The organism is Clostridium septicum (genome assembly GCF_003606265.1).
Taxonomy (GTDB): domain Bacteria; phylum Bacillota; class Clostridia; order Clostridiales; family Clostridiaceae; genus Clostridium; species Clostridium septicum.
Map to the genome: position 1 here is coordinate 579,178 of NZ_CP023671.1, position 21,284 is coordinate 600,461.

The 21,284-nt window shown below is 28.7% G+C and carries 20 protein-coding genes and 1 pseudogene; all 21 read right to left on the reverse strand.

The genetic code is table 11. From position 1 onward, the window contains the following. Positions 1-26: 26 nt before the first annotated feature. Positions 27-1,901, reverse strand: a complete 1,875-nt coding sequence (locus tag CP523_RS16560; protein WP_341466917.1) for a flagellar hook-basal body complex protein — start codon at positions 1,899-1,901, stop codon at positions 27-29. Positions 1,902-2,174: 273 nt separating this feature from the next. Continuing rightward, positions 2,175-2,678: pseudogene (locus CP523_RS16565) on the reverse strand (flagellar hook-basal body complex protein); the annotation flags it as partial. Positions 2,679-2,757: 79 nt separating this feature from the next. Beyond that, a complete protein-coding gene (locus CP523_RS02585; protein WP_066673921.1) occupies positions 2,758-3,144 on the reverse strand; it encodes a TIGR02530 family flagellar biosynthesis protein in 387 nt (128 codons plus the stop codon). 64 nt (positions 3,145-3,208) lie between these two features. Further along, complete coding sequence (locus tag CP523_RS02590) at positions 3,209-3,871, reverse strand: flagellar hook capping FlgD N-terminal domain-containing protein (RefSeq protein WP_066673919.1); 663 nt, start codon at positions 3,869-3,871, stop codon at positions 3,209-3,211. A gap of 11 nt (positions 3,872-3,882) precedes the next feature. Further along, a complete protein-coding gene (locus CP523_RS02595; RefSeq protein WP_066673917.1) occupies positions 3,883-5,301 on the reverse strand; it encodes a flagellar hook-length control protein FliK in 1,419 nt (472 codons plus the stop codon). Beyond that, positions 5,302-5,751 (reverse strand): flagellar export protein FliJ, encoded by a 450-nt coding sequence (gene fliJ, locus CP523_RS02600; RefSeq protein ID WP_120140466.1) that lies wholly within the window; start codon positions 5,749-5,751, stop codon positions 5,302-5,304. 14 nt (positions 5,752-5,765) lie between these two features. Next, positions 5,766-7,076 carry a flagellar protein export ATPase FliI gene (gene fliI / locus CP523_RS02605; protein ID WP_066673913.1) on the reverse strand — a complete coding sequence of 437 codons (1,311 nt, stop codon included), beginning with the start codon at positions 7,074-7,076 and terminating at the stop codon, positions 5,766-5,768. Between the two features lie 18 nt (positions 7,077-7,094). Then, a complete protein-coding gene (locus CP523_RS02610; protein ID WP_066673912.1) occupies positions 7,095-7,853 on the reverse strand; it encodes a FliH/SctL family protein in 759 nt (252 codons plus the stop codon). After that, positions 7,837-8,853 (reverse strand): flagellar motor switch protein FliG, encoded by a 1,017-nt coding sequence (gene fliG / locus CP523_RS02615; RefSeq protein WP_066673910.1) that lies wholly within the window; start codon positions 8,851-8,853, stop codon positions 7,837-7,839. The genes CP523_RS02610 and fliG overlap by 17 nt, the downstream gene beginning before the upstream one ends. 4 nt (positions 8,854-8,857) lie before the next feature. Further along, on the reverse strand, positions 8,858-10,426 hold the full coding sequence (fliF, locus tag CP523_RS02620; RefSeq protein ID WP_066673908.1) for a flagellar basal-body MS-ring/collar protein FliF: 1,569 nt from the start codon (positions 10,424-10,426) through the stop codon (positions 8,858-8,860). A 19-nt stretch (positions 10,427-10,445) separates the two neighbouring features. Beyond that, complete coding sequence (gene fliE, locus CP523_RS02625) at positions 10,446-10,736, reverse strand: flagellar hook-basal body complex protein FliE (RefSeq protein WP_066673906.1); 291 nt, start codon at positions 10,734-10,736, stop codon at positions 10,446-10,448. A 35-nt stretch (positions 10,737-10,771) separates the two neighbouring features. Continuing rightward, positions 10,772-11,176 (reverse strand): flagellar basal body rod protein FlgC, encoded by a 405-nt coding sequence (gene flgC / locus CP523_RS02630; protein ID WP_066673900.1) that lies wholly within the window; start codon positions 11,174-11,176, stop codon positions 10,772-10,774. Positions 11,177-11,178: 2 nt separating this feature from the next. After that, the gene (gene flgB, locus CP523_RS02635; protein WP_066673896.1) at positions 11,179-11,574 is read right to left on the reverse strand and encodes a flagellar basal body rod protein FlgB; all 396 of its coding nucleotides are present in this window, start codon (positions 11,572-11,574) and stop codon (positions 11,179-11,181) included. A 499-nt stretch (positions 11,575-12,073) separates the two neighbouring features. Next, on the reverse strand, positions 12,074-12,934 hold the full coding sequence (locus CP523_RS02640; RefSeq protein WP_066673895.1) for a flagellin N-terminal helical domain-containing protein: 861 nt from the start codon (positions 12,932-12,934) through the stop codon (positions 12,074-12,076). 80 nt (positions 12,935-13,014) lie between these two features. Further along, complete coding sequence (gene fliB, locus CP523_RS02645) at positions 13,015-14,226, reverse strand: flagellin lysine-N-methylase (protein WP_066673894.1); 1,212 nt, start codon at positions 14,224-14,226, stop codon at positions 13,015-13,017. A 157-nt stretch (positions 14,227-14,383) separates the two neighbouring features. After that, the gene (locus CP523_RS02650; protein ID WP_066673892.1) at positions 14,384-15,547 is read right to left on the reverse strand and encodes a flagellin N-terminal helical domain-containing protein; all 1,164 of its coding nucleotides are present in this window, start codon (positions 15,545-15,547) and stop codon (positions 14,384-14,386) included. 113 nt (positions 15,548-15,660) lie between these two features. Continuing rightward, positions 15,661-16,821, reverse strand: coding sequence for a flagellin N-terminal helical domain-containing protein (locus tag CP523_RS02655; protein WP_120140467.1), 1,161 nt, complete (start codon positions 16,819-16,821; stop codon positions 15,661-15,663). Positions 16,822-16,925: 104 nt separating this feature from the next. Beyond that, complete coding sequence (locus CP523_RS02660; protein ID WP_120140468.1) at positions 16,926-18,089, reverse strand: flagellin N-terminal helical domain-containing protein; 1,164 nt, start codon at positions 18,087-18,089, stop codon at positions 16,926-16,928. Between the two features lie 105 nt (positions 18,090-18,194). Continuing rightward, positions 18,195-19,352: a flagellin N-terminal helical domain-containing protein gene (locus tag CP523_RS02665; protein WP_120140469.1), complete on the reverse strand. Its 1,158-nt coding sequence runs from the start codon at positions 19,350-19,352 to the stop codon at positions 18,195-18,197. A gap of 108 nt (positions 19,353-19,460) precedes the next feature. Continuing rightward, on the reverse strand, positions 19,461-19,784 hold the full coding sequence (locus tag CP523_RS02670; RefSeq protein ID WP_066676941.1) for a hypothetical protein: 324 nt from the start codon (positions 19,782-19,784) through the stop codon (positions 19,461-19,463). A gap of 1 nt (position 19,785) precedes the next feature. Next, positions 19,786-21,267: a flagellar filament capping protein FliD gene (gene fliD, locus CP523_RS02675; RefSeq protein WP_066676942.1), complete on the reverse strand. Its 1,482-nt coding sequence runs from the start codon at positions 21,265-21,267 to the stop codon at positions 19,786-19,788. Positions 21,268-21,284: the final 17 nt, after the last annotated feature.

Below are 21,284 nucleotides of genomic sequence, written 5' to 3' on the forward strand. Positions count from 1 at the left end.
AAATCATTGCACTATTCTTTATAAAATTATCTCTTTAAGTTAATTATATCTTGTAATATTTCATCTCCTGTTGTTATCATCTTTCCTGATGCTTGGAAAGCTCTACTTGAAACTATCATGTCTGTAAATTGTTCTGCTAAATCTACATTGGACATTTCAAGCATACCTTGTAAGTTGGAGCCGTATCCTTTTGAATTATCATCATTTAAAGTTCCAACACCACTTTTTATTACAGCTTCTCCTGAGTTAACTGAAGAATTATATAGGTTTCCGCCTAGTTTTGTTAAGCCTTCTGGATTTTTAAAACTTGCCATGGCAATTTGTCCAAGAGCCGCAACTCTACCATCTTCTAAAACTCCATTTATTATTCCATTTTTATCTATAGTATATGTCTTAACTCTTAGTTCTTGATCTGTTCCTGGAATTTTAACCTTATCTGGAATTTTAAGAGTTTTTAAATTTCCATCATATGATTTTAACTCTTTTGTTCCATCAACAAAGTTTATAGATCCATCTTCATTTAAACTTTGTACTGGAGTACCACCACCAGTAGCTGCTGACTCTATACCACTTATTTGAGTTGGTTGATTTGAGACTTTAATAGCTTGGTTAATACCTTTTGATTGTAGTGCTTCATTAATTACATTTTGAATCATTGCTGCTGAAGTTCCAGAACCACTTACTAAATCAGCATTTATAACTATTGTTTTATTAGTTGTATCTATATTAGCTGATGTTTTAGTTCCTGCATTTACCTTACCTATTTGAATCTTATATCCATTTAAAGATGCTCCTGGAGTAAATTCAAGTTCCATTCCAGCAATATTTACTGAACCTGCTGTTTGTAAATCAGTACCACCATCAATTCCTTGAGATGTTAAACCAGTAAACACCTTAGGAGTTCCTGAAACCAATACTCTATTACTATCAGTTAAACCAATTCCTAATTCCGTATTTATCGCATCTGCAAGCTTTTGAGAAGTAACTTCATTTGGCGTTACAAAATCACCTGATATTAATATTTTTTTACTAGCAGCATCTTTTTTTACTGATAAAGCTGTAGCCTTAACATCAACGATTTCTACTGAATATCCATTGTAAGTATCACCTTTAGGGAATGTTACAGATACTCCTGCTATATCGATTGCCTTTGGTGATTTAAGATCCTTACCATTATTTAAAACTAATATATTTTTTGCTTTTTTGGCATCATATGTACCATCTATTTTTTCAAGTTTAGGAGAAAGAATTCCATTTTTACTTAATTCATTATTAAATGCTGTTTTAATATCATCTTTAATAGTAGCAAATTTGTCAAAATCAGCACTTATTGTTATGATTTTATCATTTTTATTTAAAGATACTTTTGTTGATATACCTGCAGTTGTATCTCCTAACTTAATTTTGTATCCATTTAAGCCAGCACCATTTTCAAAAGTAAGGTCTAAACCACCCATTTTGTCTGATGTATCTTTTCCAGTTGAATCAATATATTTATTTTCAGGTTTCTTTTCTACTGATCCACTTTCGTCTGTTTGTCCATAAACTTGTGATATGTTCATTGGTGAACCTGAGAAGTTACCAACTGTTTGTTTAAATCCATTTGCTGCTAAAGTACTATTAATAGCATCCTTTAAGACATTTCCTGATAGTGCTCCCTTTGTTACAAAGTCAGCATCTATTTTTATTTTTTTATTATCTTTATTAATTTCTACTTTAGTTGGTGTTCCTGTTCCTATTTTTCCTATTTCAAATGAATATCCATTTAATTCACTACCTTCAGTTAATTGGAATGCAAATCCTCCTATTGAAACAGTTCCTGGTGCTGTTGCATCAGCCCCACCTGCAACTCTTTCTGAAGCTAAATCCGGTATACTTACAGGCTTACCTGAAACAAACATTTGTTGTGAAAAACCAGCTGATGATATACCTTTATTTATTGCTGATTCAATTTGAGTTGTTGTTAATGCTCCTGGTGTAGAGAAATCCCCATTTAATACTATCTTCTTTTCTGACTTATCAACATCTGCTGAAGTTATTGTTCCAGGTCCTATATCACCTAATACAACTTTATATCCATTTAATTGTGATCCAGGTCCAAATCTAAAATCTAATCCAGCAGTTGAAACTAAAGTAGGTTGTTTACCTGTAGCTTCTTTAGCACTATCATCATTAGTTAATGAATAACCTAATACTCTATATCCTGAACCAGTTAATAAATTACCTTGTTCATCTAATATAAATGATCCATCCCTTGAATACATTATTTCAGAATCTGAATTAGCAAGTGATTGTTGTGTTATATTATGAGCTCCTGCTCTATGGTTTACTTCTAAGCTTTCACCATAAATTGAAGGACCCTTACTTACCATAAAGAATCCATCACCATCTATTGCAATATCAAGTGATCTACCTGTTGGTTGTAAATTCCCTTGAGTCATAACTGAATCTATACTTGCAAGTTGAACTCCTAGTCCTACTTGGTTAGCATTTACACCCCCTTGATTTTTAGATGGAGCCATTGCACTAGACATATTTTGACTTAACATGTCGCTAAATCTTGCTCTTGATGATTTAAATGATGTTGTTCCTACATTTGATATATTATTACCTATAACATCTAATTTTGTTTGGTTTACTTTCATTCCACTAATACCGGAATACATTGATCTTAACATTTCTTAATTACACCTCTCTCTTTTTATTCTTGTTTCTATCATTCCACAAGAATTCGGCTTCCTACATATTAGGTCCAGCCTATAAAATCACAACACTATCTATATTTGTAAAAACATTTTCCTTAGCTCTTTCTTTTTCTACAGCTGTTATAACTGTTTTATTTTGTACACTAGCTATTAATGCTGTATCTTTATATATCATCACACAATTCTTTGCGCCTTTTTTCTCAGCCATCTGAAAGCCTTTTTCTATAGCCTTCATATCTTTATTTGAAAAATCAATATATTTTAATCTTTCTACTGCATGCTTTGAAAGAGTATATGTAAAGCTATTACCTATTGTTTTGTCTAAAATATTTTTAAAAGTGCTATTTTTACTATTTAATTCTCTATTCTTATCATTTTGAATAGGTGCTTGAAGATTGTCCACCGGATATAGGCTTCCATTTACTATTCTAAATCCCATGAAAATCACCTACATTCTTATAAATCTAAAAATAAAATATTTATTAGATTATTTTTAGATTTATTTATTTAGTAACTTTAATTACTTTATCATAATCAAAATCTTTTATTTCCTCAGATCCTTGAAGTTTAACTTTTACTTTTATTAATCCACTTTCCTTAATTACACTAAGAACTTCACCTTCAATATTTTTCTTATTATCATCTTGTTCATTTAGTTCTACATGTTTTCCTATAAATGATGATGCAAGTAAAAATGACATATTTCCATTCATATTATTTAATGGCGGAATAGAATAATCTGGCACATCTAAAACTGTTATAACATCGTCAAGAGAAAAATCTTTATATGAATTTTGACCATTTTCATTTACTTCTACTGATAAAGTAGTTTTTCCATTTTGAATTGTAACAGCTTTAACTACACCAGTATATGGTTTTCCATCTGAATCAACTGATTTCATAGTTACACCTTTTCCAACTAGACTATGTGATGCATAACTTGACATAGTATTATTTAAGTTACTCATTTGTTCCATAGATGCAAATTGAGCCATTTGTGTTATATATTGAGTTGAATCATTATTACCCATAGGATCCATATTAGACAACTCTGCTGATAATATCTTTAGGAAAGCATTTTTGTCCATGTCTTCCCCAGGTTTCATTATCTTAGTTCCTCTTTCTGTAGCTCTAGCACCATAATTATTATTAATTACATTACTCATATTTATCTCTCCTACGCTAATAAGTTTACATTATTATCATCTTTTACTATCTCATCATCTTGGACAGAATCTAAAGATGTAATTTCTGATAAATTGCTTTTACTTCTTTTACTCTTATTTTGATTCTGTGAGTTTGAGAAGTTTTCTCCATTATAAAAAGTAGCATCTTCTTGATATAGGCCTATATTAACATCATGTATTTTTATGTTTTGTTGTTCTAAGCCTTTCTTTATATCATTTATATTAGAGTTTAATAAATTATAAGTTTCTTTTGATGTAGCTTTTATTTCAGCTTTCATTATTCCTTCTTCTGAAAGAATTTTAATAGTCATCTCTCCTAACTCTTTAGGATAAATTTTAACCTTTAATTCAGACATGGCATTTTTAACCATGAATTTAACATTTTTAATAATATCTAAATCCATAGTTTGCTTATTAACTACTGCAGGCTCTTTTATAATTTCTAAATCATTTAAAGAAAATCTATTGTTTAATAGTTTATTTAATCCTAAATTTTTATCATCATTTAAAATTTTTGATAATATTTTATCTTCTTTTGATAAACTTTTAGAATTAGATTTACTATCAATAACTTCCTTTTTTAAAGTCTCACCAAAATTCGCGTTATCTTTAGAAGCTTCTTTTTCCAAATCAGACTTATTAAATTTATTTATTGAAGTATTATTTTGTGATTTATTATTAACTGAGTTAACTTCTTCATCTGATTTTTCTAATTTTGAATCAAAGTCCTTTAAATGCTTTTTGCTTATAATTGAGTTTTCCTCATTCTTAATTTCATTTGCTAAATTTAAATTATTTGCATCTTCTGAAAATAATTTTTCATTTAACATCTCTAAAATAGCATTAAGTTTTTTACTATCTTCATCTGATAAAACTTTTTTAAAATCATTTGAATTAATCATTTCCAATATATTGTTTGTTAAATTAACAGCTTCATTTAGAATATCTTGTTTACTACGAAATTCTTCTAGATCTAGCCTTAATACATCCTTACCCAATACTGAATTTTCATCACTTTTTAATATATCTTTTAAAATCAAATTAATTTCATCTTTAATTTCTGGATTATCTAAAGTAACATCTTGGAACTCTTTAGATTGCATCAATTCACCTAATAAAAGCGTAATATTTTCAAGACAATCAGTATCTTCTTTATTTCCTTGGAAATCTTTTAACTCTTCAAAAGCCTTTTCAATTTTTTTCGTAGTTTCTTTAACTGTTACAACTTCATTTTTTATAGGTTCCTTATTATTATCTAAATTTACATTTGACTTTAATTTAGTTCCTACTTCATTATTCAAAGTTTCTTTAAAATCTCTTTTTCTACTAAAACTATCTTTTCTAGTAGAAATCTTCTTTACATCTACTTCATTAGTTTTAAAATTTATAAATGCATTTGTATCTATCATTTATGATTTCACCTCCTTTCGGTGATTTCTCATATATGCATACAAAGCAAATTCATCATTCGATATTTGCTCTATTCTATCTTGTTCTCTTATATAAGCTATTTTCTGCTTCTCTTTTAATATATCAACTGTTTTTCTTTCTATTTGACTTTTCTTTAAATTTTCTCTTCTAAAGTTTACTTCTCTTTCTTTTAAGGCAACTTCTTTTTCAGTACTATCAATCCCCTTATTAAGAGCAAATAAATAATTTTTCTTAATCTTTTGATAAGCAGCAGAATCTCCAGAACCTATTCCATTATATTTACTATAACTCTCTTTTAGGCTCTTAAGTTTCTCCTTTACTATTTCTCTCTCCCTTTGACTTTCTGTAAATAGCCTCTTATTTTCATCTTCTTTTTCCACTCTAATTTGTAATAACTTTTCTAATCCAAATTCAAATCTTTTGGCCATAACTACACTTCTTTCTATTTATTAAACATAGAAGTAAGATTTAATATACATTCTTCAAAATTTGACTTTTCTTCTATACCTTGCTTTAAAAATCTATTTATCAGTTCATTATAATCTATAGCTGTATCAATTTTAGGATTACTTCCTCTAACATAAGCACCAAGATTTATTAAGTCTTCTGAATCTTTATAGGTTGCTAACAAATCTCTAGCTATTGATGCAGCTTCTTTATGATTATTACTAGCTATATTAGACATAAGTCTACTTACACTATTTAATATATCTATTGCCGGATAATGGTTTTTATGGGCTAATGCTCTTGATAAAACTATATGTCCATCTAATATACCTCTAACAGCATCTGCTATAGGTTCGTTAAAATCATCTCCATCTACTAAAACTGTATAAAAAGCAGTTATAGATCCTTTATCAGATGTACCTGGCCTTTCCATAAGTTTTGGTAATTTAGCAAAAACTGATGGAGTATATCCTTTTTGAGCTGGTGGTTCTCCTATTGCTAGTCCTATTTCTCTTTGAGCCATAGCAAATCTAGTAACAGAATCCATCATTAAAATAACTTTTTTACCTTGATCTCTAAAGTACTCAGCAATAGCTGTAGCTGTTAATGCTCCCTTTATTCTAATAAGTGCTGGTTTATCAGATGTTGCACAAACTACAATAGACTTCTTCATTCCTTCAGGACCTAAATCCTTCTCTATGAATTCTAAAACTTCTCTACCTCTTTCACCTATTAAAGAAATAACATTAACATCTGCTTCAGCCTCTCTTGCTATCATTCCTAAAGTAGTACTCTTACCAACTCCCGATCCTGCAAATATCCCTATTCTTTGGCCTTCTCCAACAGTTAAAAAACCATCTATAGCTCTAACACCTGTTGGAAGTATATCTTTTATTCTTTTTCTTTTTAAAGGATCTGGGGGATCATTCTCTAAAGAATATCTCTCCCCATTTAAAATTCCTTCTTCATTTAATGGATTTCCAAGTCCATCTAAAACCTTACCTAAAAGTTCATCTGAACATTTTACACTTAGAGGTATCTTTTCGGGAACTACTCTACATCCAGGTCCAATTCCTATAAGTTCCCCTAAGGGCATAAGTAAAACTGCATCTTCTCTAAAACCAACAACTTCACAGCTTATAGGCTTATTCTCTTGATTATAAATAGTACATAATTCACCTACAAAACTCTTAATTCCTTGTACCTCTATAGTTAATCCTATAACTTGCTTTACTTTTCCCTCACAATAAGTTGGGTTTATCTCACTTATTCTTTTGTTTAGAATATTAAAATCTATGTCTATCATAATTTTCACCAACCTATCTTATTTAAAAAGGGCTTCTTCTAATTTTTCTAAAGCGACATCCATTCCAACAACTACTTTTCCAGTATTCTTTTCAATTACAGCATTTCCTATTTCCATAAATGGATCTTCTAACAAAAATATCTCACCTTTTAATCTATAAGCCTTCTTCCAATAATCTGTTTTTTCCATTATTTTTTCTTTATAAGTAGGATTAAACTTTATTATTATATTTTCTTCTCCTATAGAATCCTCTAAAATAGGTTCAATTAATTGTAAAATCCCATCTTCTAATTGAAATTCTTTTCCTGCAATTATTTTTGCCATATCTAATGAAAGTTTTAATATAGCATCTTTTTTTTCATTCATATAAGTTTTATAATCATCTTTTGCAGTACTTAATACATACTCTGCTAATTTTAAATCTTCTAATACCTTTTCTTTTGTATCCTGCATTACTGTATCATATCCTGATTTATAGCCATCTTCATATCCATTTTGCTTACCTTGTTCATAACCTTTTTCATAAGCTAATCTTTCTATTTCTATGGCTTTTTTAGTAGAAGCAATTGTAATTTTTTCAGCTTCTGCTTTAGCATTTTTAATTATGTTAGCGCCAAGATTTTCATATTTTTTTACCATTGCATCTATATCAATTATATTTTTTTCAATATGTTCTTTTTGCTCTTTTATTTTTTCATTAACATAATTAGTTTCTATAGGCTTACTACCGCCTGAATGTGCACCGGATTTTTTAATAAGATTATAAGATGATTGCATCTTCTCCACCCCTTGAAATTACTATTTCTTGAGCATCGTCTAACCTTCTTATTATAGAAACAACTTTTTGTTGAGCCTTTTCTACATCCATTAATCTTACTGGTCCTAAGTATTCCATATCTTCCTTTAATGAAGCAGCAGCTCTCTTTGATTGGTTTCTATAAATAGCATTAGAAACTTCATCAGAACATCCTTTAAGTGCAAGAGAAAGATCTTTAATGTCAACTTCTCTAAGAACTCTTTGAATTGATACATCATCAAGAGTAATAATATCTTCAAATACAAACATTGAACTCTTAACTCTATCTGCTAAATCAGCATCTTCTCGTTCTAATGACTCTGTTATATTCTTTTCTGTAGTTCTATCAACTTGGTTTAGTATTCCAACTAATGTATCTACTCCACCAAGTGAAGTCATTTCACTTCTTACTACCATACTTAATTTATTTTCTAGTACTTTTTCTATCTCTCTTATTACCATTGGAGATGTATCACTCATTGTAGCTATTCTATAAGCAACTTCACTTTGAGTATCTTCTGGCAATTCAGCCATTACTTGTGCTGCCTTATCTAGTTGAAGATAGCATAATATTAAAGCTATTGTCTGAGGATGTTCATAACTTATAACATTTAAAAGTTGATGTGCATCTGCTTTTCTAGCAATAGAAAATGGTCTATATTGTTGTGTAGCTTCTGTTACTTTACTTAAGATATCTGAAGCTCTTTGAGGACCTAAAGCTTTTGATAAAAGGGTTCTTGCATACTCTATTCCCCCTTCTATAATATAATCTCTAGCTCTATTCATTTCTAAAAATTCATCTAGAATTTCCTGTCTTTCCTCTACAGAAACTGTTGATATATTAGCAATTTCATATGTTATTTTTTGAATCTCATGATCTGGAAGCTTTTTAAATATAGGTGATGATACTTCTGGTCCAAGAGTTATAAATAATATTGCTGCTTTCTGTAATCCTGATAATTTATTCTTTTCTCTTGCCATATTATCACCTCTCACTTTCAGCTAACCAAGATTTTACTATATCTAATACTTGATCAGGTTTTTCGGTTGCATACCTTTTAATTTCATCTTCTTTATGAATATTAGCATTATTTGTACCAAAATCTATAGGTTTTAAGAATTCATTATCCTCTAAAGTATCATCGTCTATAACTAAATCTAATAAAGCTTCTTCTTCTGCTTTTGCATCAGCATTACGTTTCTTTCTTCTAAGAACTAATACAATAATAAGAATAATTAATAATATAATTAACGCTAAAATAATTCCACCTATTGTTAATACTTTATTGTTACTATCGGAGAATATTCCTTTTGCAGCCTCTATCTCCTTCTCTGCATCAGCCTTAGCCACTGCATCAAAAGTCATTCCAACTACAGATATTTTATCTCCTCTTTCTTGATTAAACCCAATAGCCGTACTAACTGAATCTTCCATTGCTTTTTGTACTTCTGCTGGAAGATTTCCATCTACAAATACTGAAGCTGTTAATCTTTTAACTTCTCCTGGTGCACTTATAATAGTATTTTCAGTTTTTCCAACTTCGTAATTAGTCTTTTGTTGTTCTTTTGTAGATATATTACTATTTTTATTATCATCAATAGTATTACCCATATTGTTATCAACTGGACTCTCACTATTTGCTCCAGAGTTATCTCTACTGTTTTCCTTTGAAGTTTCTTGACTAATTATAACTTTATTTGGATCTATTATAGTTTCTGTTTTCTTTTTAGAATCAAAATCTAAATCTACTTTAACTTTAGATCTAACTTTATTTTTACCTATAACTGGTTCTAATAAGTTAACTATAGACTTTTCAAGTTCTTCTTCATACTTTCTTTCTAATCCATATTGCTTTTCTACGCTTTCTGCATTAGCAACATCTACATCAGTATCGTTTAAATCCTTTGTTAAAAGATTCATTTTATCGTCTATTACTTCGATATTTTCTTTTGGAATATTCTCTGTACTACCAGATACTAAAGCCACAATAGATTTAACTTGCTCTTGTTTAAGATTATTTCCAGGTACTAATTTAAGATATACCGCAGCTTTTCCTGGATCTTTATTTTCTACAAAAACTGAGTCTTTAGCCGGTGTTATATGTACTCTTACATTTTCAACCTGTGGAAAACTTTTTATTGTTTTTTCTAATTCACCTTGTTGAATTCTTAACTTCTTAAGTTTAAATTCATCATCAGTCATACCAAATGAACTACTATTATCCATAAGTTCATAGCCTTTACTTCCACTTGATAATTCTGGTGCCATTTCTAGACGCAACTCATCCACTTGTTCCTTAGGAACTTTAATTGTGTCCCCTTCTATTTTCATATCAACTTTTTGCTCTTTTAACTTACTAGTTACAAGCTGAGCATCATTTGGGTCTAGATTAGAAAATAAAACTTTATATTTATTGCTTGAAGAATAAAAGAACATAGAAATTATTGCAATAAAAAATGTTATTATTGCAACAATAATACAAATCCTTATGCCCTTGCCTAAGGATTTAAACTTGTCCAATATACTCTTAAAGCGCTCTTTAAGCTTATCCATAATTATACTCCTATCTTGTCTATAACTGTGTTCTTGTCAATTCTTGAATTGCCTCTACAAATTTATTTCTAACTTGTACTGCAAGTTGGAGTGACATTTTTGCTTCTTCTGTAGCTAACATCATTTTATGAACATCAATATCTCCTGATTCAAATTCTTCTGTAAGTTTGTCTGAAATAACTTGCTTTTCATTAAGTTTATCTAAACCTTCTTTTAGAAAAGATTTAAAACTGTTAACTTTTTCTTCTCCGTCTTTTGCTGAATTAATTTCTAAGTTACTGTTAGCTGGTATAAAACTATTAACTCTCATATTCTTTCTCCTATTTGTTTCTATATAAAAATAATTTATTTTCCTATTTCTAATGTCTTAGTAAACATATTCTTAGTTGCATTTAAAGTATCAACATTAGCTTCATAAGCCCTAGATGATGCAATCATATCTGCCATTTCATTAAGAATATTTACATTTGGCATAGTTACATATCCGTCATTATCTGCATCTGGATGGCTAGGATTATAAACTTTTCTTAATGGTGACTTATCCTCAACTACTCCAACCGCTTTTACTCCATTAAGTCCCATAGCATTATCTAGATTTTCTTGAAATACAGCTATTTTTCTTACATATGGTTTACCATCTTTCCCTCTAGTTGTATTTACATTAGTTGAATTTGATGTTATAGTATCCATTCTAAGCCTCTCTGCTGAAAGACCACTTGCACTAATTCTCATAGTATTAAATAAACTCATTTTTATCTAACTCCTCCTGAAATAACCGTTTTAGTCATGTTCATTTTTGAATTGGCTTGAGTAATTAAAGCATTATACATAAGAGTATTTGCTGCTTGATTTACTTTTTCCAAATCTAAGTCAACATTATTTCCATCCATTCTCATGCTTGTGCTTTTATCTCTTTTTACAGAAATATCACCATTTTGTAACTCTCCACCAATGTGCTTAACATTAGTCTTCTTTAAATTAAATCCTTCTGATTGTTTTTCTAGGTTTTCTTTAAAATCAACACTAAATTTCTTATATCCTTTAGTGTTAATATTAGCTAAATTATTAGATATAACCTTTCCTTTTAAAGTTGCTACATCTAATCCCCTTTTTATAAAACTAAATGTACTGTCATTAGTAAAATTCATTTAATTCACCCCTTACTTTTTTTACATTTTCCAATTAATTATTTGCTTATTTTTTGTCTAATATAAGTATATTATAGTAAAATTTTCTGACTTTTTCTAGTATATTTTTAAAATTATTTTATTTTTTATTAAATACTAATTATTTGTATATGTTTTTTAGTATATTTGCTCATTATATCCAATTTTAAAACAATATTTTTAATAATCTTTTTATATAATTAACTTTTTTCTGAATGCCTATTATATATAAAATTACCATTTCAGAAATTAGTAAGTGAATATTAGAAAAATTGAAAAACTATAAAATAATAGTTGATAAAATTGGCGTACTTTAAATAACTATTTAATATTTATATAATTTAAATAACTTAACATTATAAAGATTTTTATTAATATGTATTCATATAAATCATAATTTTATAACTATGTAGAAAACTCAAAAAAGACTGTACACTAATCGAATAAAAATATTCAATATCATACAGTCCTGTGTTTATTTCTATTTAATTCTTTCTAATATCCTTAAAACATCTTGAGGAAAATTATTACTTTGATTTAATATAGATAAAGCACTATTATGTAATACTGATGTTCTTGAATATTCCACCATTTCTAATGCAATATCCGCATCTCTAACTTTACTTTCTGACTTTTGTAAAGTAGATGATGTAGATATTAAGTTTTCATAAGATGTTTCCATTCTACTTTGTATAGCACCATATTTACTTCTTACATCATTTACGATAGAAATAGCTGAGTCTATAGCAGAAATATTTTTATTTACCTTATCTCTATCTGTTACATCTATATTTTTTACATTATTTCCATCTTTATCTTTTAAAATATTAGTAGATATATTGAATAATGGTACTTGTAGTTCTTCTCCTGAATTAGCTCCTACCATATGAGTCTTATATCCTGGGTAATTATTATTATCTACATTTTCATTGTGCAAAAGATTAACTCCATTAAAATCTGAAGTATTTGCAGTAAAGTCTATATTTTCTTTAATTTGAACTATTTCAGCTTGTATAGTTTGTAAATCAGCATCACTATTAGTTCCATTACTACCCTGTATTACAAGCTCTTTCATTCTAAGTAACATTTCAGTTATACTTGAAAGAGATCCTTCAACTGACTGCATCATTGAAGAGCCATCTTGTAGATTCTTTTCTGCTGATTGAATACCTCTAATTTGCATTCTAAGGCCTTCACTCATTCCAAGCTTGTTAGGATCATCCTTAGCTTTATTAATTTTATTTCCAGTGCTTATTTTTTCTAAAGACGCTGATTGTAACTTTAAATTTCTTTTATAGTTTTTATATATATTTAAAGATGCTATATTTTGATTTAATCTCATCTTCCTACTCCTTTCATCTTTATTTCTTGTTTTATTATCGAATGCTTATTATTAAACCTTAGTAATTGCTGTTAATTTAACTATTCTCTAATTAAAATACTCATATAATTTAATTCATCATATCCTTTTTGTTTTAAACCTGCTATTAAATTATCTATAAAAACTGGATTATGTTCAATTACTCTAGAATAAGAGTAAAATACTTTTATTATATCATTATTATTAAAACTTTCTTTTTTAGTTGCTAACTGCCCCATTAATAAAAATCTGGCTATAGAATATTGGATAATGACCTTAACAAATCTATTATAAAAACTTTTTTCAGCATAAAAAAGTATAAACTCTCTATATATTGTGTTAACTAAATAATTTTCTAATATATGACTATTATCAACTAAGAATTTTTTATAAATTCCGTTTTCTATATTTGTATAATTTTCTATAATTTTTTCTTCAGACTTTTCTTCTCCAAAACCTAGTGCACTATCTAAATCATTACATACTTCTATAAAAACATCGTTATTTACTACAAAATTAATTCTACTTCTTACAAATTGTGTTAATAAATTTAACTTTTTATCATTATTTATCTTAATATTATTTAAAGAATTTAATATATCTTCATTACTAGTCATAAATCTATATTTTTCAATTTCATCTATAAATTTATTGACATCAGATAAATTCTCATCAACCTCCTTACAGAATAATCCTAATAATACAATTCTTTTCCATAATTCTATATCTCTCATTTGAATTATTTCTATAGAAAATTTTCTTACTTCCCATAATAAGTTAGCACAATATTCATCTAAGTTAACATATCCCATTTCTATTTCTTCTTTTTTACTAATATAATCCTCTTCAAGAATAAATGAAAATTTTTCTTTACCTAATAATGCCTTTTTTGCTACCTCTGGACAAGATATACTTAAATTATACTCATAGATATCTCCCACTTTAACATTTTGTCTTGGGTACACTTTACATGTATGTGAAAGCATATCTTCTCCCAATTCCGCATGTATTCTACATAATCCTTGCTCATTTAATAAAGAACATCTTTTCTCATTATTTAATTTAACTAATGCATAATCCCAAGTAGATTCATGTTCTTTATTTATTTTTATATTCTGCTTAATATCTTTTTTTATATCACCTTTTAAATTCATATATTTCTTATAAGTTTTTTTATCAATAAAAATATTCCAATTTTCACAACAAATAATCTCACATTTATCTGCTACACATTTAAAATCATTGTAAAAACTTGGTTTAAGTTGTTTTTTCATAATTAGACTACTCCTTAAATTATATATCGTATAAAATTACTTAAATTTTATATTTAAAAAAATAACCAGAATATAATCTGGTTATTTTCTAGAACAAAATTATTCTTTTAAAATTAAAATGTTTAAATTTATTATTAAATAAAATTTAATTTAATAATTATCTTAGTAATTGAAGAACACCTTGTGGTTGTTGATTAGCTTGTGCAAGCATTGCTTGTGCTGCTTGTGTTAAGATATTATTCTTTGAGAATGTCATCATTTCATTTGCCATATCAACGTCTCTTACTCTTGATTCTGCTGCTTGTAAGTTTTCCGCTGCATTATCAACATTCTTTATTGTATGTTCTAATCTATTTTGGTATGCTCCTAGTTGTGATCTTTGAGTTGATACCTTTTCAATTGCTCTATCTATTGCACTTATTGATCCTGTTGCTGCTGCATGTGATGTTAAATCAACATTGAATACTTCCATTTTTGACTTAGTGTCACCAGCTATTCCCAATTTAGTATTACCATCTGCATTATTATCTTCTACCTTAACTGTAACTTCTTTGTCTTCTCCATCTATTCTTGATATTGTTAATTTATTATCTTCAAATGAAGCTGATACTTTTCCTTTTAAAGTAGCCTCTGCTTCGATTCCCTTATTGATTTCAGCTACTAATTCTTCTTTAGTTAAAGTTTTATCAACCTTAGGATCTGCTTTAATAGTTATTTCTTTAGTATCTATAGTTACTTTAATATCTTTTGTAGCCTTTACAGTAATATCCCCTGCTACTTCATCAGTTGAAGCTACTTTGTGAGCTTTAAATAAGCTACTGTAATCCATCTTTTCTATTGCTATTTCAATTGCTTGATTTGAGTTTGCTCCTACTTGGATATTAGCTTTAAATGACTTGTCTCCATCTCCATTTAATACATCCATTTTATTGAATTGTGTTTGTGAAGATATTCTATCTATTTCACTTCTTAATTGATCTAATTCTTTTGTTAATTGTCCTCTATCTTCTGCTGTATTTGTATCATTTGATGCTTGTACTGATAATTCTCTCATTCTTTGTAGAATTGAGTGAGTTTCATTTAAAGCTCCTTCAGTTGTTTGTATTAATGATATACCATCTTGTGAGTTTCTTGATGCTTGTTCTAATCCTCTGATTTGTCCTCTCATTTTTTCTGAGATTGATAATCCTGCTGCATCATCTCCAGCTCTGTTTATTCTTAAACCTGAGCTTAATTTTTCCATTGACTTTCCTGTTGCTACTGTGTTTGATGCCATATTTCTATGTGCATTCATTGCATTCATATTGTGATTAATTATCATAATATTTCTCCTCCTTGATTTTAACTTAGACTTCCTTGTCTTATTTTTATTTATATAAAAATAAGTCTCCTCCTAATATAAGAAGACTCATTTTATAAACTAATAATTTTATATTATCTTAATAATTGAAGAACACCTTGTGGTTGTTGATTAGCTTGTGCAAGCATTGCTTGTGCTGCTTGTGTTAAGATGTTATTCTTTGAGAATGTCATCATTTCATTTGCCATATCAACGTCTCTTACTCTTGATTCTGCTGCTTGTAAGTTTTCTGCTGCATTATCAACGTTCTTTATTGTATGTTCTAATCTATTTTGGTATGCTCCTAGTTGTGATCTTTGAGTTGATACCTTTTCAATTGCTCTATCTATTGCACTTATTGATCCTGTTGCTGCTGCATGTGATGTTAAATCAACATTGAAGACTTCCATTTTTGACTTATTATCACCATCTAATCCTAATTTAGTATTACCAGCTCCATTATTATCTTCTACCTTAACTGTAACTTCTTTATCTTCTCCATCTATTCTTGATATTGTTAATTTATTACCTTCAAATGAAGCTGATACTTTTCCTTTTAAAGTAGCCTCTGCTTCTATTCCCTTATTGATTTCAGCTACTAATTCTTCTTTAGTTAAAGTTTTATCTGTTTTATCAGCTTTAATAGTTATTTCTTTAGTATCTATAGTTACTTTAATATCTTTTGTAGCCTTTACAGTAATATCCCCTTTAACTTCCTCAGCTGAAGTTACTTTGTGAGCTTTAAATAAGCTGCTATAATCCATTTTGTCTATTGCTATTTCAATTGCTTGATTTGAGTTTGCTCCTACTTGGATATTAGCTTTAAATGACTTGTCTCCATCTCCATTTAATACATCCATTTTATTGAATTGTGTTTGTGAAGATATTCTATCTATTTCACTTCTTAATTGATCTAATTCTTTTGTTAATTGTCCTCTATCTTCTGCTGTGTTTGTATCATTTGATGCTTGTACTGATAATTCTCTCATTCTTTGTAGAATTGAGTGAGTTTCATTTAAAGCTCCTTCAGTTGTTTGAATTAATGATATACCATCTTGTGAGTTTCTTGATGCTTGTTCTAATCCTCTAATTTGTCCTCTCATTTTTTCTGAGATTGATAATCCTGCTGCATCATCTCCTGCTCTGTTTATTCTTAAACCTGAGCTTAATTTTTCCATTGACTTTCCTGTTGCTACTGTGTTTGATGCCATATTTCTATGTGCATTCATTGCATTCATATTGTGATTGATTATCATAATATTTCTCCTCCTTGATTTTAACTTAGACTTCCTTGTCTTTTTTTATTTATATAATAATGAACCTCCTCCAAATAAGGAGGCTCGTTTTATAAACTTTTAAATTATCTTAATAATTGAAGAACACCTTGTGGTTGTTGATTAGCTTGTGCAAGCATTGCTTGTGCTGCTTGTGTTAAAATGTTATTCTTTGAGAATGTCATCATTTCATTTGCCATATCAACGTCTCTTACTCTTGATTCTGCTGCTTGTAAGTTTTCTGCTGCATTATCAACGTTCTTTATTGTATGTTCTAATCTATTTTGGTATGCTCCTAGTTGTGATCTTTGAGTTGATACCTTTTCAATTGCTCTATCTATTGCACTTATTGATCCTGTTGCTGCTGCATGTGATGTTAAATCAACATTGAATACTTCCATTTTTGACTTATTATCACCATCTAATCCTAATTTAGTATTACCAGATGCATTATTATCTTCTACCTTAACTGTAACTTCTTTATCTTCTCCATCTATTCTTGATATTGTTAATTTATTATCTGCAAATGAAGCTGATACTTTTCCTTTTAAAGTAGCCTCTGCTTCGATTCCCTTATTGATTTCAGCTACTAATTCTTCTTTAGTTAAAGTTTTATCAACCTTAGCATCTGCTTTAATAGTTATTTCTTTAGTATCTATAGTTACTTTAATATCTTTTCCAGTCTTTACAGTAATATCACCTTTAACTTCATCAGTTGAAGCTACTTTATGAGCTTTAAATAAGCTACTGTAATCCATCTTTTCTATTGCTATTTCAATTGCTTGATTTGAATTTGCTCCTACTTGGATATTAGCTTTAAATGACTTGTCTCCATCTCCATTTAATACATCCATTTTATTGAATTGTGTTTGTGAAGATATTCTATCTATTTCACTTCTTAATTGATCTAATTCTTTTGTTAATTGTCCTCTATCTTCTGCTGTGTTTGTATCATTTGATGCTTGTACTGATAATTCTCTCATTCTTTGTAGAATTGAGTGAGTTTCATTTAAAGCTCCTTCAGTTGTTTGTATTAATGATATACCATCTTGTGAATTTCTTGATGCTTGTTCTAATCCTCTGATTTGTCCTCTCATTTTTTCTGAGATTGATAATCCTGCTGCATCATCTCCTGCTCTGTTTATTCTTAAACCTGAGCTTAATTTTTCCATTGACTTTCCTGTTGCTACTGTGTTTGATGCCATATTTCTATGTGCATTCATTGCGTTCATATTGTGATTAATTATCATAATATTTCTCCTCCTTGATTTTAACTTAGACTTCCTTGTCTTATTTTTATTTATATAATAATGAGCCTCCTCCATATAAGGAGGCTCGTTTTATAAACTTTTAAATTATCTTAATAATTGAAGAACACCTTGTGGTTGTTGATTAGCTTGTGCAAGCATTGCTTGTGCTGCTTGTGTTAAGATATTATTCTTTGAGAATGTCATCATTTCATTTGCCATATCAACGTCTCTTACTCTTGATTCTGCTGCTTGTAAGTTTTCTGCTGCATTATCAACATTCTTTATTGTATGTTCTAATCTATTTTGGTATGCTCCTAGTTGTGATCTTTGAGTTGATACCTTTTCAATTGCTCTATCTATTGCACTTATTGATCCTGTTGCTGCTGCGTGTGATGTTAAATCAACATTGAATACTTCCATTTTTGACTTAGCATCAGTACCTAATCCTAATTTAGTATTAGTTCCATCACTCTCAACTTTAACTGTAACTTCTTTATCTACTCCATCTATTCTTGATATTGTTAATTTATTATCTTCAAATGAAGCTGATACTTTTCCTTTTAAAGTAGCCTCTGCTTCGATTCCCTTATTGATTGCAGATACTAATTCTTCTTTAGTCATAACTTTGTCTTTTGCTTTATCTGCTGCAATTGTTATGTCTTTACCATCTATAGTTACTTTAATATCTTTTGTAGCCTTTACAGTAATATCCCCTGCTACTTCATCAGTTGAAGCTACTTTGTGAGCTTTAAATAAGCTGCTATAATCCATTTTGTCTATTGCTATTTCAATTGCTTGATTTGAGTTTGCTCCTACTTGGATATTAGCTTTAAATGACTTGTCTCCATCTCCATTTAATACATCCATTTTATTGAATTGTGTTTGTGAAGATATTCTATCTATTTCACTTCTTAATTGATCTAATTCTTTTGTTAATTGTCCTCTATCTTCTGCTGTGTTTGTATCATTTGATGCTTGTACTGATAATTCTCTCATTCTTTGTAGAATTGAGTGAGTTTCATTTAAAGCTCCTTCAGTTGTTTGTATTAATGATATACCATCTTGTGAATTTCTTGATGCTTGTTCTAATCCTCTGATTTGTCCTCTCATTTTTTCTGAGATTGATAATCCTGCTGCATCATCTCCTGCTCTGTTTATTCTTAAACCTGAGCTTAATTTTTCCATTGACTTTCCTGTTGCTACTGTGTTTGATGCCATATTTCTATGTGCATTCATTGCGTTCATATTGTGATTAATTATCATAATATTTCTCCTCCTTGATTTTAACTTAGACTTCCTTGTCTCTATTTTATTGACACAACCTTATTTCTGTCGTGTACAATTAATATATCGCATTTTAAATTTATACCTTTATACTTTTTCATTAAAAAAGTTATTTTTTCTTATATTTTGTTCATAGCATTGTCTTGCAGCTCTAACCTTCTTTAATTTCAGTAGTTCACTTTTAACTTTGTTTTTTTCTTTTGCCATAGCATCATATAAATTATCATCTAATTCCTTTAATCCAAGGCCTAAATATTCATTTTTTATAGAATCTTTATTGAAATTTTCAAATAAACTTTCAATTATCTTTTGCCTCTTATCTAACAAATCTTCTACATCACAATTTCCTGATACTTCACAGAATATCTCATCTGTAATTTTCTTATATTCTTCTAATAAGCTTCTTAGCATATTAAACTCCACCTAATTGTTGACTTAAACTAGCTTGCTGAGCATTTAATTTATTCATAGCTGTTTCTAACTTAGAATATTTAGTATAAAGCTGTTGTTCTCTACGAGTAAAATCCTTTTCCATATCTTCTATTTTTCTATCTTTCTTTTGTAACATCTTAGTTAATTCATTATTAACCACTGTAACAGATCCTTCAACCCCTGCTTTTTTTATTATAGGTGCAGTTACTGTAACTGTTTCATCATATAGAACAGTTTTTAGTCTTTGGAATATTCCTGAATTTTGGAATTTCTTTTCGTTTGTATCATTTTCTTTAGGACTCTTTAAAAATAAATCCATAACTAAATCGGAATTTTCTTCTAATGCCTTTGTTAATTTATTTTCATCTAAAGTAAATGTTCCATTTTTATCTTTAAAGTCTTTTACTGGTGTTAAACCTATATCTTTTAAAGCTATTGAACTACCATTTACAACTGAACTCATAGCATTTTTTAAATTATTTACTAACCTAGTAACATCATTATCTCTGTAAAGTAATCCTTGTTTAACTTTTTTATTCCAAAGTTCTATTTCCTCTTTACTCATTTCCTTCTTTTGATCTTCTGTTAAAGGATTATATCCTTTTGCTTTAGTTTGATTAGTTAACTTATTTAAGTTTTCCATAAGTTTATTATAATCTTTTACAAAGGATACTATCTTCTTTTTAGCATCTGTAACATCTACTTTTCCTGATATATCAGTTTTTCCAACCTTATTAAATGAAAATTCTATCCCATCTATTTTAACCTTATTACTAGCTAGAACTTCTTTACTGTCTGAATATTCAACTTTTTCTCCTCTTGAATTTTCAATTGTTACTTTTGCATTTTTTTCTCCATCAGATTTTTCTGCAACCCCTGAATCAATAGTTAATTCAAATTTATTTTCTTCACCTTCAATAAGCTTTCCTGTATCTCTAGTTTCAAATACAAATCCCTTTGCAAAATCTGAGTATTCAACTTTTAATCCAATACTAGATGCTTCTGCATTTAGTTTTCTTGCAATCTCTTTTTTATCAGTTAATCCATCTATATTTACTTTTACTTCTTTATTTCTATATTTAAATTTAATTTCTTTTTTTCCGTTTAATTCATCAACTGTTTTTACTATTTTTGATGGCTCTGCTAATTCATCAACTGTAACTGTATAGTTACCTGCCTTTGCTCCAGCTTCTCCTCTTGCTGTTGCAATAACATCATCTTTTGAAGTAAATTTAACAGTTTCATAATTTTTAGTCATAATTAAATTATCTTCACTTTGAAGATCAAAATATTTATTATAAAACTCTCTTGATTCTTTAACTAAATCCCTATACATTTCTTGCTTAAAAGAAATTCTATCCTTATCTTGTTTAACTTTATCAATTTTAATTCTATATGGTTTCATAGAATCTTTAACTATACTATCTATATCCATTCCTGTTGCTAAACCTGTAATTCTCATTATACTCACCTCTGTAA